Source organism: Cloacibacterium caeni (assembly GCF_907163125.1).
Classification (GTDB): domain Bacteria; phylum Bacteroidota; class Bacteroidia; order Flavobacteriales; family Weeksellaceae; genus Cloacibacterium; species Cloacibacterium caeni_B.
In genome coordinates this window covers 475,729-492,987 of sequence record NZ_OU015319.1, presented here as the reverse complement: position 1 = coordinate 492,987, position 17,259 = coordinate 475,729, and the positions used below count along the sequence as shown (strand labels likewise).

Here is a 17,259-nt window from a genome sequence, read left to right as displayed (position 1 = left end):
TCGTTTTATAGTTTTTCTAAGTTTAAATTTTGAGTGGACTTCATCAGTTCAATCGCTGCCCTTCTTTGGTTGAAGATAGCGGTTTGATAATCTAATTCTGCAACTTCCAAATCGTTTTCCGCTTCAATCAATTGCGTCGCTTTAATCAAACCATATCTGAATTCTTTTTCGGCTTGTGTCAATGCATTTTTAGCAATTTGTTTCGCCGTCGCTTTTAGATCAACTTGGGCATTTGCGATGTTATAATTGGTTTGATTATTGGCTAAATTGAGTTGTAATTTTCTTTCGGTATCAGATTTTTTACTTTCTAAAATCTCTCTTTCTATTTTTGCTTTTTCTACTTCATGCTTTCCTTCATTACCATCAAAAACATCCCATTTAAAACCAATTCCCGCTTGAAAAATGGGCAATAAATTAAGATTAGTCAAATCATAATCTAACTTTGCGCCAGTTCCCGGCATTAATTCTTTAGATGAAGAAAGATTGGTGTTGTAAAATCCCATATAAGAAAGCGATGTAGAAGCCTGAACTTTCGGAATCCACCAGGTTTTTTCTGCTTTTATTTTGGCATCAATGGCTTTAATCCCGAAATCCAAAGCTTTCAATTCTGCTCTATTTTCGATGGTTTCATTGGTAAGCAAATAATCTATTTTTTCTAAATCAGGATGAATGAGAGCAATTCTCTCTTTTTCAATTCCCGTTAAAACATTTAACTGCGTAATCAGCAACTCCTTTTTGCCTTCGTATTCTACCATTTTAGAATCCAAAGTAGCTTGTGCCAATTCTATTTTTTTGTAATCATAAGGAGTGATTAAGCCATAACCTAAAGCTTTTTCTGCTGTTTTTTTATTGGCATCGAGACGTTTTTTGCTTTCATCTAAAACTTTTTTAGATTCTATTACAAGTGCAAATTGATCATACGCTTTAGAAATTTGAGTAATGACTTCGTCTTGATTTTTGACTTGTAAAGCTTGAGTCGCATTATTTTTCTCGGTCAAAGCTTGTTTCAGATATTTTACTTTTCCGCCAGAATAAAGAAGCGCTTTTGCTTCAACTTTTGCGGCTGCATCAAAACCTGACAAAGTAAAATTATTGTTAAAAGTTCCTTCTGGAAAAACCGCACCCGGAAAAATAGGTTTAATCGCAGGAATGGCAATTTCTGGTGAAAGGAATTTTGCCGTAGCATTTAAATATTCTCCTTTTCCTGAAATTTCAACTTTGGGTAAGAAAATGTCTTTTAATTTTTGTTGGTCTAATCCATTTGCTTTAGACTCTAAGTTTTGTTGTTCTATGGCAGCATCTTTACTCATCGCTGCGTCTACCAATTCCTTGAGTGAAGGAGCTGTTTGCGCAGAGAAGGACAAAGGAAAGCCCATCATTGCTGTAAAAATTAATGTTTTATAGTTTTTCATTTTTAATGTTTGTTTACAGATGCAAAGTTGCGACGATTGAAAAAATATTCCTTTGACATTTGTCAAAAAATAAAATCGCCCACAAAAAATTTGTGGGAGAGATATAGATTTATGTTTTGGCTAAAGCCTTGAAATTTTCAACTAAAAAAGTTGGGCTAAAGCCCGACTCTATTGATGTTTCATTTTCAATTTTTATTTCAATTTTTTTAAAACCAAAGAAGAAAAGCCATAGCTACCAAATCCAAATGAATTTTTACTAAAATATGATTTTAGATGAGCATTATCGTATTTTGAAACTAAAAAATCTGCCAATTTTTCATCTTCACTTCCTACAGAATTCCAACTAGATCTTCGACTTACCTTAACTAAAAATTTTTCTTTATCAATTAAATAAAGTTTTTCAGAGTATTGATTAATAACGAATGTAGGAAGGTTTTCATCTATCACATCTAGCATTTTAGTATAGTTTTTTTCGTATTCTAAAATCTGAAAATATATTTCTGCATTTTCGGGATATTGGTAAAAACCTCTACGCAAATTTGCTAAAATCTTGGTTCTGAATTTTTTAAATTCTCCATTATCTATTTCATTTTGCTCAATAAAAATATAATCTTCTAAAGTAGGGTTCCCTTGAAATTTTAATTTTTTAATAATTGCTAACTTTCCTAAATCATTATTTTCAAGATACAATTTTTCTAAAATTTCGTAGTAAGGATAATTGTATTTTTCATTAGAATTTCTGTTGATAATCTCATTACAATATTTTTCGACTAGATTTTTATCAAATTTCAATAATTCATTTAAAATTTTAATATTATAAGAATTTTTGTAAAAAGCAATAGGAAAATAGGATTTTACAGAAAAAAACATCTCATTCTCTATCATAATATCCAACAAATGTTCTCGAAGTTCCGTTCGTAATCCCACATCATTTTTAATCCAAATATCGATTTTCTCTTTTACTAATTTTGCTATAAATTTTTTCTGAGGAATATCTGCATATTTATAAATATCAAACAACAAATGGTATAAAGTATACGGAATACTTCCTGTGCCTTTCAAATAATAATTCCAATATTCCTGTGCCAATATTTCCCATACCGATTGGTCTTTTATTTGATTGAAATTGATGGCAAATTTCGTTCTAAATTTATCTATAAAACTCTCAATTCTATTGCTGGTAGTATAAATATTCATCTGAAAACTCAATAAATGATCACAGATGAGATTGTATGTTTCCAAAGCAATATTTTTTGTAATATTCTGCCACATAAATTCTTCTACAGGCTCCAAACTTTTCGTGAGAATATCTACTATTTTTTTAATTTCTGGTGCGGTAATATTTTTCTTTTTTCCTACTACAGATTGTATGCTTTTGTCAATAATACTCTTGATTTCATGATCAGAAAAATCAGTCTTTTTTTCTCCAAATTCTAATAAAAATTGAATTTCTGCCTCTTTATTTTTTTTGAAAAATTCTAAAATCCACCCTTTAATTTCTTCAGAATTTAGATTTTCTATTGCTAATTCTGCTTCCGAAATTTTTTTTGCTTTTAATTTTGATTTTTTGGTTGGTTTATTATTCTTTATTTCAAAAATATGAATTGCCAAAGCTAATAAATGATTGCAAAAACCTTTCTCTGAACAATCACAAGAAGAATCTATGATTTCTAATTTTTCGCTGATAGAAATTTGTGCATCATAGCTTTCTTCACCTTCATCTACAAAACAAATGAAATGGTTTTTTTTATCTTCTTCAATCTCTCGTAAAGAAAGTTTTTTAGCTTTATTAATTTTTTGCTTTGAAAACTGAGTTTCTAAATCTATAATATTGAGCATTCCCGGCTTTTTTTCAAAGGTAAAAAATTATATTTTCTCATAAAAACAAATACAGAAAGTTTTAACTAAAAATTTTGAAAAGCATTATTTCTGTAAATCCTTGAAGGAAAAAGTCGGGCTAAATCCCGACTCTACTTATGTTTCTTATTTCAAAAAATTATTCTGAAATAGAAACTTGCGTTCCTTGTGTATGAGCGTTCATTTGCGGAGCATAATAGTTCTGCATCGTTGTAATTCCGTTGCTGAACGTTCCTGCTACATTACAAATATAATCATACTCAAAAACGTATTTTCCTTTCGGCATGTATTCGATGTAGAAATTAGTGGAAGCATCTTTGGTGACTTGATAATAACCCAAATTATTCTTCCATTGATAGCCAGAAAGTACGTCAACTGGTTCAAAACCTGCCGCTCTCATATCTTTCAGATGAATAAATTCCATGTTTCTATCGGTGTTCAGAATCATTCTGACCGTAACTTTATCCCCAATTTTAAGAGGAGCATTTTCTGTAATTTTCTGCAATTCTTCACCGTTTACCGTTTTCACTTTTTTGTACAATTCTTTGGTAATAGAAATATAAGTTTCCGAAGATTTAATTTTATCTAAATCCTCATAATATTGCCAGAATAAACCACCTTGAACAATTCCAGCTCCTGGTTTTGTAATGGTTACTGTGGCTAAATTTTTATCTATTTTATCTGAATTCACTGCTGATTTCACATAACCCGTTGCTTTTGTATCAGGATTGGTAAGTTCTTTTCCGCCCCAAATGATGGTGGCTTTATCGCTTTCCGCTGAAGTCCAAGATTTTCCAGAATTGAGAATCGTGTAAATCACTTCTGCTGTACTTCTGGAAGTATCCCAATTGGAAACTTCTTTCTGTGTGATGAGCCAAATTTTCATTTCTTCTACAAAATTTTGGTCAGTAGTTAATTTATTAAACGCTTCCAAAGCACCAGCGTGATTTACAGTTTTAGAAGAATACCAACCCCAATCGTTGAGATTTTGTTTCCAATAAACGCCTTGTGTTTCGCTTTGTACAGAAGTTTCTTTCAGATAAGTCATTAATTTTTTAGAAACATCTTTCAAATTGTACGCATCAAAAAGTAATGCTGCTCTATGTAAACCAAAGAAAGTGAAGTCGGTTATTTTTGCAGTTTTCGCTTTTGAAATCACTAAATCTTTCATTTTCTTGCCATCACCTTTTAACGGATATTCTTTTTCCCAATAATGACGAGTGTCCAGATAATCCAACGCATAATTACTCCAAACATTGCTTCGACTACGCTCAGCAACCGCCTTTACATCGAAATATCTGCTTACTTCATTGTCCACATATTTCACCAATTGAGAAACCATTTCTTTTTGTTCAGAAGATTGATAATCTGCTAAATTTCCTTTCAACCATTCATTAATTCTGCCTAAATTTTTCAAAATATACAATGAATTATAGTATGAACTTGGGTAACCGGCATACCAAGAAAAACCGCCATCAGGATTTTGCAATTTTTTCAGTTCGCTCCAATCGTCGTTGATGGAATTTCGCATATTATTCGCATCGAACAATCTTGCCAATTTCGCCATTTGTTCGGTTTCGTTTTTAGCATCTAAAACCCAAGGTGTTTCTTCCAACAATAATTGTTTCAACTCTTGATTTTTCTCCAAATTTGAATTGAGTAAACCTTTAGATTGATATTCATCAAAAACGGTTTTCAGTTTTGGATTGGCTTTGAAAATTTCAGACGCCAAAACATCTGCAAACCATTTATTGAAAACCACATCCGCAGAAAGATTATTGTCATTTTTAAGACTTGGCAACGCAAAAATCACTTCCCAAATTGGATTGGTCGTCAATTCTAAAGTATTGGATACATTTGTCGCTGTTTTAGATTGATTATTTTTCAAATTTTGTAAAACAAATGTTTTGGTCTGTCCTTCTTTCACAAAAACCGGAACTGCATCTGTTACCAACATTCTATTTGGCAAAACTGCGATTGCTTTTTGTTCACCATCAGAAAATTTTCCTTGTCCACTGAGCGAAGTCGAAGTGGCTACGTTTTTAATGATAATAGAAGAAACACCATTCGGAACTTTTACATTCCATTGAACGGTTGTGCTTCCATTTGCATTGAGTGTAAATGATTGTTCTACGTTGTAACCAGCAGCTGCATTTAACTGGTTAATTCCAAATTTTTCAGTAATATCTTCATTGGTGAAAGCGTCTAATATTTGCAATTTCGCAAAACCTTTGAGTTGTTGAGTCGTTAAATTGCTCAATTTAGATTTGAAAACCAATTCATCGCCTTCTCTCAAAAATCTAGGATAATTAGGTGTTACCGAAAATTCTTTTTGTGTAACCACCGTTTTTTCTAAAGTGGCAACTTGTGCATTTTTGGTATGTGCTAGAAACATCAATTTCCATTGTGTAAGTGCTTCTGGAGATGTAAATTCAAACGATACATTTCCGTCTTTGTCTGTCATTAAATTAGGATAGAAAAATGCAGTTTCGTTGAGATTTTGACGAACTGGAATTTTTTCTAAATTTTCTTTTTTCCTTCCATATGCTACTGTTACTACTTCTTCAATATTCTTAGTTTTTACGGAATCTGTTACAGCTTCTGCCTTCATTGAAGCCATTCCTCTAATTTTGACATTTGCGGAAGGAACTGCACTTTCAGTAATAATAAGGCCATTAGCTCTTCCTCTTAATTGGTAAGTAATTCCTCCATCAAACCAATCAAAATCCGGTCTATTCACGCCGAAATTATTAAAATATTTCAGTCTTTTACTGTAATATTTTTGGTCTAAATTTTCATTAATTCCGTATTGAGAAATCCAATAAGGTTTGCTGTAAAGACTTTGCCAAGAATAAGTATTTACCGCAAATTGGTCTAAAGATTTATCATACATATTCGCTAGAACTTCGGCAGTAATCTGGTCGGTGAGCGAAGTCGAACTACCAGAAATTTTCACACTCCATTTTTCTTTGGAATTCGGTTGTAATTTATCTCTAAATGTTACCAATTCTATTTTCAAAGGCTTTTTATCCGAAGAAATTTTCACATCTTGCGAAACAGTTTGCACATCATTGAAAGCAATCATTTGAAACTGAACATTCAGATTTTCTATGCTTTCATCTTTCGGAAGTGGAACTTCGTAAACTAAAATTCCGTTTTTAATCGGCAATTGCTCAAACTGTGTTTTCCCATCACCGTTTTGAACATATACATTGACCAAAGCATCTGGAATGGCTGAATAAACGTAGAATTTAGCCTTTTCAGTTCTATTGTATTCAGATTTTTCAGGAATTACTTTTAAGAAAGGCTTTTGATTTTCAGAAAGTTTAGCTTTATCAAAAACTTCAAAAATTTTCTCCGTTTTGATGGTATCTTTTCCTTCGATGTTGAAAAGCTCTAGTTTGTATTTTCCTGCTGATAATTTCCCTATTTCAAAGTCAGTTGCAGTTCCTTGCTGATTAATTAGTTCAGAATTAACACTTGTCATTCTAATAATTTTAGAATCTGGAGTTTTTTCAAAAATTACTTTTTCTATTCTATTTTCTTTCTCCGATTTATCAAAATAATCATGTGGGAATTTTTGCACAAAAACTTCTTTACTAAAGAAAGGGGCATTCTGAATTTCACTCTCAAAATTGGTTCTAAAAACTCTTTCTTGAGGTGATAATTTTGACAATTTTGCGGTGTAACTTTTCTTTAAAATCTGGTCGTTGTAATTTTTAGTTTCAACTTTAAATTTTATATTTTCATCCGTAAAATAATCTGTCACACTGAGCGGAGTCGAAGTGTTCGCTTCTGAAAGTGAAATATAATGCGAAACCGAAGCCACTTTCAGATTGGTTTGGTCAGATTGCGTTTCTCCGTTAATATCGGTAACAGAAGCATTGATTTGATAATTATCAATCTGAATTCCTTCTAAAGTTTCATCTTTTTTAAGGTCAATTTTTATGGTAAATTCACCTTTTTCATTGGTTTTTACTTCGCCAAGAATTGAGTTCTCGTTATCATTTCCACGAGGATACCACCAGAAATATCTCCAACGAATATTCTGTTTTTTGATTTCATAATTTACGGTAGCATTATTGAGCGGAACTCCCGAAAACATCATGGCTTTTCCTTGCAATTCAATGGTTTGTCCGTACTGATATTCTTGTTTTACCGGTTCAAAACTTACTTCAAATTTCGGACGTTTATAATCCTCCACTCGGAAACTTTTATAGCCGTCCATCACATAATCTGTGACTTCATCATCGTCATTATCAACTTCTATAGAAAATTGTCCGTTCAGTTTTCCTTGTGGAAGCGTAAAACTTCCGTTCACAGAACCAAATTCATTAGTAGTCAATGTTTGCGTAGAAATTTCCTCGCCATTTGTATCTTTCAAAGTGATATTCAACTTCACTTTTGGCGTTACTTTTTCTTTGTTGGTTTCACTGCTAAAAGCGGTTCCAATCACTTTAAAATAAACGGTTTGTCCAGGTCTGTAAATTGCTCTATCTAAGAAAATTTGCGCTTGTTCTACTTCATTTCTAGTGTTAAAAGAAGTATCATACTGATTGCCATAGACTTGCAAAAGATTCACATCATTGGTAGAAGGTTGACGCACCAAAACATAGCGATAATAGCGTTTTTTATCATTTTCTGGAATTTTGAAACCAGCTTTAGCATCTGTAACTCCCGCAGATTTTTCTATATTTTGTTGAGCAACATATTCATAAAACTCTAAGTTTTCTTTTGGTAAAATTTTCCCATTATTTCTGAGTACCAATTGCAATTCGTTTTCGAAAATTTGTTGGTCTGATTTATTCTTAAAAATAATTCTAGAATTAGCGGCAATAAAGTAAAAATGGTCTTGAACATTCCCATCTACCAAATATTCTCCCACGTAAATTCCCGAAGGAAGTGGCGCAATTTCCAGCGAAGTTTTATGAGAAGTGTAATCTTTGAAATTTTTCAAAGGAAAAGTTTCTTTTTTTACCAAAGTTTTCTTGAGTTGAGAAAAATAATCTTTGTTCCAAGAATTATAAATATACTTCAAAAAGCCTTGATAATCAGATTTCACTTCATAGATATTGAGAGAGAACTGTGAAGTATTTTTGTATTCTGCAATCAAATGAATCGGTTGATTCGGCAAAGTGGACGTTTCAAATTTTATATTGACAAAAGGCTGTTTGATTTGATTTTCCTGATTTTTGATGTTTTCTAAAAATTTGGATTTTGGATAGGCTTTTTTCACTTTTTCAATCCAAGAAAGCGCTTCATCAAATTTTTGTTCTCCTTGAAGACTGGAAATAATTTCTTGAGCGATTAAAACTTTATAATCGCCTTCTGTTGCAGAATTATAAAGAGAAATTAAATGTTCTTGCTTGTTTTTACAGTTGGTAAAAGCACATTCATCATTCAGTTTTTGATGCTTGAAGTACAATTGCGCATTTCCTGAATTTTTAGCAATCAACGCATCATAAATTCCTAAAATTTTAGGCTGATTTTCTTTCAGTTCATTTTTAGTAAAATAATAATTACTTTGAAGATAATCAACATATTGCATTGATTTATAATCAAAGAAGCTAGGAAAATAAACGATATCTTCTACTTCATCAAAAATCTCTGCATATTTTGAAATGGTGATTTTTTGTAACGCTGCATCTTGTTTTGAAATTTCAGAAAAATGTTGGGCAAAATAATTTTTAAAATCTAATTTGCTCCATGTTTCGATTTGAGAAAAATCTTGTTTTTCGCCAGTGTTTACATTCGTTTTTTGGTTAATTTTCCATTGATTTTCATCGTAATAATCTTGAAAAAAGTCTCCCAACAATACTTGAAAAACCAATTTTTGTTCGCCTTTTAATTTTTGGTCAAAAGATTGTAATTTTTTGAAAAATTGAGAAGCAGTATCATTTTGAGTATCATCTTCGGTAAGGTCTATCACACTTAATTCCGCTTTCAAAGATTTAATCAATTGAATCGCGTTGTCTTCTGAAATTGCACGTTTCTGAATGTCTAAAATGAGCGGAAGATTAGATTTATAAGTTCCTTTCTTATAATTTTCAGAAATTTTCTTCCATTGTTGGTCATAGTATTTTTGAGCTTTCATAGGAGTAATATTCCAAATGAGGAATAGTAAAATGAAGATTTGGGTTAGTTTTTTCATAATCAAAAAAGATTTTTATTGCATTAGAATAAAATGTCACGAAAAATCAAAAAATAGATTCTTCATTTCGCTTTGCTTCATTCAGAATGACAAAGTGTTTTTATATTTGCTTAATGAACGTTATAAATTTACTAAAAAATATTCTACTAAAATCGCAGATTTATGTTTCTCTGTGCGCAACGCTATTAGGCGTTTTCATCTTGCAAGAGCAAGAATCTTACCAAAATACTTTAGCATTCGTCCTTTTCCTTACGTTTTGGAACGGATATTTTTTCACCGTTTATCACAAAAGAAAATTTGCAAAAATTTGGAATATTTTAGGATTTGTTCTTATCAGTTCCATTCTTTTGAAATATTTTGACCTGAATTTTTACTTGAAATGGCTGATTGTTTTAATTCTTGGTTTTATTTACAACGCAGATTTTTTGAACATTAATCTTCGACAATTTTCTTTGGTCAAAACTTTTTATGTGGGATTTATTTGGGCGCTGAGTTTGGTTTGGTTTCCTCTGAAAGAAATGAATTGGGCGTGGTTTTTTATTATTTTCTTCTATACTTCTGCCATTACTTTTCCATTCGAAATTAGAGATTTAAAACGAGATGATTTTACAACTTTGCCTATGAAAATTGGCATTCAAAACACAAAATATTTAAGTTATCTATTTCTTTTTATCAGTTCAGTTCTGGCGATAAAATTTTTGAAACTGGATTATGCTTTGGCTTTTTCTATCAATGCAATTTTAGCGGCTATTTTGGTTTATTTTTCTCATCAAAAACGTGCAGATTGGTATTATTCTTTTTTAATGGAGAGTTTAAGCGCAATGCCGTTTTTAATTCTCGTTTTATTGAAGTAATTTTGCTACATGATCATCAAAAATCTGAAAATATTCAATTTCAAAAATCACAGTGAAAAATCATTCGATTTTTCGCCAGAAATCAATTGTTTCGTGGGAAATAACGGCGCTGGAAAAACCAATATTCTAGATGCGCTTCATTATCTTTCGATGGCAAAAAGTTTTCTGGGAAATCTTGATGCTCAAAACATTTTACACGACAGTGATTTTTTTGCGATAGAAGCAGAAATTCAAGGAGAAGAAAAAAACGACATCATCAAAGTGCAATTGCCCAAAGAAGGTAAAAAAATCATTAAAAAAAATGATAAAACCTACGAAAGAATCGCCGACCACATTGGTTTTTTGCCAAGTGTGATGATTTCTCCTTACGATTCGAACCTCATTTCTGATGGCAGCGAAAGCAGAAGAAAGTTTCTAGATGCCATGATTTCGCAGACCGATTCTGATTATCTTTTTGCTTTGATTCAATACCAAAAAACGCTTCAACAAAGAAATGCTTTGCTCAAATATTTTGCTAAAAACAGAACTTTCGACCTTGATTCGCTTGAAATATACAACGAACCTTTGACCAAATTTGGAACTCAAATTTTTGAAAAAAGACAACGATTTGTAGCGTCTATTTTGCCAACAATTCAACATTTCTATGAGATTATTTCAAAAGGAAATGAAAAAGTTACTGTTATTTATGAAAGTAATTTGAATGAACAAAATTTCGAAGAAATCTTAAGCGAAAACCTCGAAAAAGACAGAGTTCTTACTTATACTTCACGAGGAATTCATAAGGATGATTTGCGCTTCGAAATGAACGGAAATTTGATTAAAAAATTCGGAAGTCAAGGTCAACAAAAATCTTTCCTCATCGCTCTGAAATTGGCTCAAATCAAAAGAATTAAAGACATCACGAATAAAAATCCTATTCTACTTTTGGATGACATTTTTGATAAATTAGATGACAATAGAGTTTCTCAGTTGATAGAATTGGTGAACCAACAGAATTTCGGACAGATATTCATTACAGACACGCATAGAGAACGTACAGAATCTGTGGTGAAAAGAATTAATGAAGAATCGAAAATCTTTCAGATTTAAGAGCCAAGTAAAAAGTAAAAAGAGCCAAGTAATATGAAGACTATAATAAAACTTGAAAATTATCTAAAAATTAATTATCCTGAATTAGATTTTTACTTAATTGGCAATTTCGGAAAATATGGAAATGAAGGCTTTGGTTTGGAAAAATTTGGAAGTTTATATGTTTGGTTTAACTATGAAAGAGGAAATAAAGAAAACTTACACTATTTTAGAACTGAAAAAGAAGCTGTAAATTTTGCTTTTTTGGAAATTGAAAAACATATTAAAAAATAAAATTTCGCACTGATTGAGCTAATTTTGCTGATAAAAATTTGTGAAATCTGTGGGAAAATAAAAACAAATTGCTTCGCTGCGCTCGCAAATACATGAAAAAGAAAAGAGAATATCAAAGTTCTGAATTGGTGAAAAGTTTTGCCAAGTTGTATGGTTTTGAGGATAAATTATTGGCTTTACAAGTCAAGGATTTTCTAAAAAACTATTTAGACGAAGCATTTTTCAAAGAAATAGAAAGTGTAAATCTGAATGAAAAAATTCTAGAAATCAGAATAAAATCTCCACTTTTCAGAAATGATTTTAGAATGAAAAAGTCATTTTTCCTCAAGAAATTTCAAGAAGAATTTGGCGAAGACCAATTTATGGATGTGTATGTTTTGTAGTGTCTGAAATTAATTTTTTGGCTCTTTCGTCTAACACAGAACGAATTGGGAAAAAGAAAATCAGCGGATTTTTAAAGAAATATTTAATGATGCTTCGGTTAAGGTTTCTCACCTCACCAAAGTTCACTTTTCTAGAACGGAATGCTAAAACCATCGACAATCCAAAGCTTACTATAAAGTTTAAGAATCCAATCAAAAATACCGTGACAAAAGCAATAATAAACGTTTGGGTATCGATGGAAAATTCTTTTCCGTATAATCCTAATGCAAAATTTCCTGCCGCGAAAGTTATGTGACGAATATCTAAATCCAGTCCAAAAAACTTACCGATGGTGGCTGTAGAACCTAAGAAAATCCCTAACCAAAGGTTAGACATAATTCCCGCCCAATTTTTAGAATAATATTGTGAAAGATTTTCGGCAAAATTTCTTCCGAAAAGGTAATGGATATAAGGATTTTTGGCAATTCTCTCTGGAATTTTATAAAAAACAGAAGTGTTTCCTACATTTCCTGCAATAATCCCCGAAATGAAAAGATAAACTCCCGCTAAAGCGGCATGTAATAAGGCTTTAGAATGAAATGGGTCTAAATCTTTGAGTAAGGTAGAAGATTTTTCAATGGCAAAATTCTGTCCGAAAAGAATTTCTAAACCATAAATAATGGCCAAAGCAATCGGGAAACTCAGCAATACATTTCCTACAAACGCAATGAACTGACTCCTGAATAATTTGGAAACCAAATGGGCAAAATCTAGATAATTTTTAGAATTATTTTTTCCTTCAGAAAGCACTTTTGCCATCGTTGCAGCGGTCATGGCTGGTTGTTTTGTAGCCAATGTGAAATTCATTAAATAAATCATAATGAAACCCATAGCATAATTAAAAGAGTATAAAAATGCGTGGTAAAATTCACTGCCTGGAACATAAGCATATAGCATTTTTATGACACAAAGCGCACCTACGATAATTCCACCACCACTTGCTTTTTTGAACATTTTAAAATATTCTTTTGGCGAAGTCGTAATGTAATTGGTTCCTGTTTCTGCGGTATGTGTAGTAATGAGATGCGAAAGCAATGTGGTGCTATCATTGAATAAATCTCTGATGTTATTACGGTGAGATTTATAATCTAAAATATTGATAACCAAATTTTTAGACTTTCTTATCACATCTTTTTCATCATCAATGACTAGAAGTTCTAAAATTTCTGAAATGCGCTGTAATTGTTGACGAATTTTCAATAAAGATTGATTGGTTTTACCTGAAATGCCGTATTTAGAAGCATTTTTGAACGCTTTGCTGATGAAAGCAAAACATTGTTGAAGATAAATTTTAATTTGCTTATAATGACTGTCTTTAGAGGTAAGAACGATGGCTTGATTCTTTTTGAAATCGCTGATAAGAATGTCTAGCTCATCTTGTAATGCCAAAAATGGATTGTCGAAATTTTTATATTCTGGAGCCATTTTTAGCACATCTACATCTAAGGCGTTTCCAATAGCTCTCCACGCCAAAATATTCATCGAAAAAAGAAGTTCTTTTTTCACTTTTGGCTGTAGAATCATGCGGTCGATTTCTAACATTCTGAAAAGTTCGTCAGATTCTTGTCTAGAAACTTTTTTGATGAATTTAAAATCAGCATTATCTCTAAAAAAGACGTTTGAAATAATGTTAGAAATAGTATTATCATCTTCTACTGGTGGTAGAAATTTTGACAAAATTCTTTTTCTTAATTCCGGAAAAAAAGCGTCTTCTGAAAGAATATTGGCTTCGGTAAGAGAAAGGTTAAAAGCTCTTCCCATAAAGACTGTATTGATGTAATACACCAAGTTTTGTCTTATTTCTTCGTGCTCTTTAAGAAAAGTTAAAAAATCAGAGAAATTTTCTTTTTGTAAAGAATGAAAAAGCTCTGTAAGAGGTTTTAAATCACGCGTTTCGTTCTTGATAGAAAAATATTTATCAAGAATCTCTGCTGAACTTTGCGATGTATTGAATTGAAACCTCACGAATTGTCTTTATTTACTCCAAATTTACGTAATTCATTTGTCTCATCACCCAAGAATGTTTTCTAGAAAGATAAGAACTCGGATTTTTCGGGTCATATTTTTTAGGATTTGGGAGACAAACTGCAATCCAAGCTGCTTCCGATTTGGTTAAATCTGCTGCAGATTTCCCAAAATAGTAGTGACTTGCTGCTTCTACCCCGAAAACACCTTGTCCCATTTCTATGGAATTCAGGTAGCGTTCTAAAATAATGTCTTTGCTCCAAACTTTTTCTATGATAAATGTGAAAATAGCTTCCAGACCTTTTCTTACATAACTTCTACCGTTCCAAAGGAAAATATTTTTAGCGGTTTGTTGAGAAATGGTACTTCCTCCTTTTAATTTTTTTCCTTTTTGATTATCTGCAAATGCTTTTTGGATGGCTTGAAAATCAAAACCATTATGTCTGTAAAAATTCTGATCTTCGCTAGCAATGACCGCCTTTTTTATGTTTCTTCCCATTTCATCAAAGCTGATGTAATCTCTGTCTAGTTTTTGATATTTCACCAAACCTTCTATTTGCGTAATGGTAATAATAGGATTAAAAAATCTTCCCCAAATAATAGAAAAAATGCTGATGATGGCAATGGTATAAAATAGTTTCTTAATAAATTTCCACATAAAAATGTAATCTATAATAGTTTATTTAAGTTGCAAAAATAACGACTAATTCAGTTTTTTCATATACAATAATGAATCTTTTGGAAAAATCTCTGGATGAAAAATTTTTATATAATCTTTCAAAACTAAATCTCCTCTTACTACTCCACTTTCGAAATAATCATTGGCAGAGCCTTTTTCTCTACCAGAAATCGTGTAAATATCGCCTTTTTGGTAGACTTTCATCTTTGCATAATTAGGATTGATTTGAAGTAAATCTTTCTTGTTTTTATGATTTCCTACATTTACCCAAAATTCTGCATTTTCGGCTCTAAAAAAGACTTCTTCGAAACTTTTCGGGGTAGATTTAGATTCTGAATTGTCTCCAAAAATATATTGGGCATTTGCATCTTTTATAAAATGTGCGATGTGAGAGTTTCCACCAGCTACAAACCATTGATTTCCGTAGATTTCATTGGTCAAAACTTGCGGTTTATTCGTAGATTTTGCTGCTAAATTCTTATACGAATTATAATTTTTTTCAATTTCTGAATATTTTTCTAATGCTTCTTTTTCTTTACCGAGAAGTTTACCGAAAACCTCTATTATTTTTGCTTTTTCGAGGGGTTTCTCTTCTAAATATTCATCAATAAAGATAATTTCTATTCCGTTTTTCTTTAAAACTTCATAAGTATTCTCGAAACTGGCAACGTAATTGGTGAAAATAGCATCTGGTTGATACGCGATGATTTTTTCTACGTTGTATTTCTGTTCGTTTCCGATGTTTTGAATTTTATTTTCTTGGATTGATTTCTGTATTTTCTCTGAAAAAATATATTCTGGACTGGAAACGCCAATGATTTTTTCTTCTGCGCCTAATTCTGTAATGTACCCCACTAAACTTGCGTTGAGCAACATAATTTTTTGGTACGGCAATTTAGAATGAGGAATTTTATACTGAAGTTTTCCTGATTTTAAGAGTAAAAAATCGCCATTTTCTTTGAACTGAATGTTTTTAGAAATAACAATCCAATCTGTGGATGATTGATAAGTTTCTTTTTTACAAGAAATTACCACCAATAACGAAAAAAAAGCAAAAAAATATGATTTCATTCTTCAAAGAAAGCAAAAAAACATTATATTTGCAAACCGAATTTCGGCCTCGTGGCGCAACTGAATAGCGCATCTGATTACGGCTCAGAAGGTTACAGGTTTGAATCCTGTCGAGGTCACAAAAATCCCAAGAATTTTCTTGGGATTTTCTTTTTGGAAGAAATTCCAATTTTATAAAATCAATCGTTCTTACGGAACTCTATTTTCAAAATATTATCTCTATTTTTGCGTTAACAAATTACTATTTCTTATTACGGATTACTTATGTCTTTAGAAATCAAAAATCTTACAAAAAAATTTGGTGAACAAACAGCGCTTCACAACATCAATTTAGATATTGACAAAAATGAAATCATAGGACTTTTAGGACCGAATGGTGCGGGAAAATCTACCTTGATGAAATCTATTGTGGGTGCTCTAAAAATAGATGAAGGAGAAATTATTTTTGATGGAAAAAACATTACCGAAAACGAAACAGAAGTAAAGAAAAACATCGGTTTTTTGCCAGAAAATAATCCACTTTATTTGGAAATGTATGTGAAAGAATATTTGCAATTCGTGGCAGATATTCACCAGATTTCTAAAGAAAAAGTAGATGAAATCATAGATTTAGTAGGTATTACTCCCGAAAAATCAAAGAAAATTTCTCAGTTATCGAAAGGTTACAAACAGCGTGTTGGCTTGGCTCAAGCGATTCTTCATGCTCCAGATTTATTGATTCTAGATGAACCTACCAATGGTCTTGACCCAAATCAAATTCTAGAAATTAGAAATGTAATTAAAGAAATTGGCAAAGAAAAAACCGTAATTCTCTCTACTCACATTATGCAAGAAGTAGAAGCGCTCTGTACCAGAGTGATTTTGATTCATCAAGGAAACATTATTCAAGATGCTGATATTGCAGATTTCAAAGGGAAATTCAATAATTTAGAAGAAGCTTTTGCTCATTATACCAGCGTAAAAATAGAAGACTAATCGTTTTCTATTTTTCTTTTGTGTGCAAATTTCAGCATTTTCACACTCGACTGTCTGAAAAGCAATACTCCGATGGAAATTCCGACTGCCAAACAAAACAATAAAGAAGCGGTAAGAACCAAATTGTGAAAAGTATTGTCTAAATCTTGAGGATTTCTGACTAATCCGCTTTCGTCTGTCAATCGAATGAAACCCAACATGGTTTTGTAGGCGTACATTCCGGGAATCATGGTAATACAAGCTGGCATGGTGAAAACAATAGGCGGAGTGTGAACTCTATGTGCCAAAACTATTCCTAATAAACCAATAAGAACAGTTCCCGAAAGTGTAGAAGTTATTAATCCTAAACCAACTCCTTCGTACAAAGTAAAACGCAAAGCGTGACCTAAACCACCTAATAATCCTGCGATTAATAAAACTCTGTTTGGCGTGTTAAACAAACTTCCAAAACCAATGGCTACACAAAATGCGAAGCTAAAATCTTTTATGATCAGTAGAAAAAAATCCATT

Annotated in this window: 12 protein-coding genes and 1 tRNA gene; 6 read left to right on the top strand and 7 right to left on the bottom strand. The window is 31.7% G+C overall.

Annotation, left to right across the window (positions count from 1 at the left end; translation table 11 throughout):
* Positions 1-5: 5 nt before the first annotated feature.
* The 3 genes from KKQ79_RS02230 to KKQ79_RS02220 form a co-directional block, all read right to left on the bottom strand.
* On the bottom strand, positions 6-1,412 hold the full coding sequence (locus tag KKQ79_RS02230; protein ID WP_213188777.1) for a TolC family protein: 1,407 nt from the start codon (positions 1,410-1,412) through the stop codon (positions 6-8).
* A 192-nt stretch (positions 1,413-1,604) separates the two neighbouring features.
* Positions 1,605-3,251, bottom strand: coding sequence for a hypothetical protein (locus KKQ79_RS02225; RefSeq protein ID WP_213188775.1), 1,647 nt, complete (start codon positions 3,249-3,251; stop codon positions 1,605-1,607).
* A gap of 157 nt (positions 3,252-3,408) precedes the next feature.
* On the bottom strand, positions 3,409-9,420 hold the full coding sequence (locus KKQ79_RS02220) for an alpha-2-macroglobulin family protein (protein ID WP_213188774.1): 6,012 nt from the start codon (positions 9,418-9,420) through the stop codon (positions 3,409-3,411).
* A 113-nt stretch (positions 9,421-9,533) separates the two neighbouring features.
* Here KKQ79_RS02220 and KKQ79_RS02215 point away from each other — a divergent pair, with 113 nt between their 5' ends.
* From KKQ79_RS02215 to KKQ79_RS02200, 4 genes are all read left to right on the top strand, one after another.
* On the top strand, positions 9,534-10,274 hold the full coding sequence (locus KKQ79_RS02215; protein WP_213188773.1) for a UbiA prenyltransferase family protein: 741 nt from the start codon (positions 9,534-9,536) through the stop codon (positions 10,272-10,274).
* 9 nt (positions 10,275-10,283) lie between these two features.
* Positions 10,284-11,363, top strand: coding sequence for a DNA replication/repair protein RecF (gene recF, locus KKQ79_RS02210; RefSeq protein WP_213188772.1), 1,080 nt, complete (start codon positions 10,284-10,286; stop codon positions 11,361-11,363).
* Between the two features lie 33 nt (positions 11,364-11,396).
* Complete coding sequence (locus tag KKQ79_RS02205; RefSeq protein ID WP_213188771.1) at positions 11,397-11,636, top strand: hypothetical protein; 240 nt, start codon at positions 11,397-11,399, stop codon at positions 11,634-11,636.
* 92 nt (positions 11,637-11,728) lie between these two features.
* Entirely contained in the window at positions 11,729-12,019 is a 291-nt protein-coding gene (locus KKQ79_RS02200) for a hypothetical protein (protein ID WP_213188770.1), read from the top strand.
* On the opposite strand, the gene KKQ79_RS02195 is transcribed toward KKQ79_RS02200, so the two are convergent.
* Genes KKQ79_RS02195 through KKQ79_RS02185 form a run of 3 tightly spaced genes read right to left on the bottom strand, consistent with a single transcriptional unit; the run spans position 11,997 to position 15,774 of the window.
* Positions 11,997-14,024, bottom strand: a complete 2,028-nt coding sequence (locus tag KKQ79_RS02195; protein ID WP_213188769.1) for a recombinase — start codon at positions 14,022-14,024, stop codon at positions 11,997-11,999. The two genes, KKQ79_RS02200 and KKQ79_RS02195, sit on opposite strands and share 23 nt — an antisense overlap.
* 13 nt (positions 14,025-14,037) lie before the next feature.
* The gene (mtgA, locus tag KKQ79_RS02190) at positions 14,038-14,682 is read right to left on the bottom strand and encodes a monofunctional biosynthetic peptidoglycan transglycosylase (RefSeq protein WP_213188768.1); all 645 of its coding nucleotides are present in this window, start codon (positions 14,680-14,682) and stop codon (positions 14,038-14,040) included.
* A gap of 45 nt (positions 14,683-14,727) precedes the next feature.
* The gene (locus tag KKQ79_RS02185; protein ID WP_213188767.1) at positions 14,728-15,774 is read right to left on the bottom strand and encodes an ABC transporter substrate-binding protein; all 1,047 of its coding nucleotides are present in this window, start codon (positions 15,772-15,774) and stop codon (positions 14,728-14,730) included.
* 45 nt (positions 15,775-15,819) lie between these two features.
* Here KKQ79_RS02185 and KKQ79_RS02180 point away from each other — a divergent pair.
* Positions 15,820-15,893, top strand: a tRNA-Arg gene (locus KKQ79_RS02180).
* A gap of 145 nt (positions 15,894-16,038) precedes the next feature.
* Entirely contained in the window at positions 16,039-16,749 is a 711-nt protein-coding gene (locus tag KKQ79_RS02175) for an ABC transporter ATP-binding protein (RefSeq protein ID WP_213188766.1), read from the top strand.
* Here the strand turns inward: KKQ79_RS02175 and KKQ79_RS02170 are convergent.
* Entirely contained in the window at positions 16,746-17,258 is a 513-nt protein-coding gene (locus KKQ79_RS02170) for a threonine/serine exporter family protein (protein WP_069796791.1), read from the bottom strand. The two genes, KKQ79_RS02175 and KKQ79_RS02170, sit on opposite strands and share 4 nt — an antisense overlap.
* Position 17,259 lies beyond the last annotated feature (1 nt).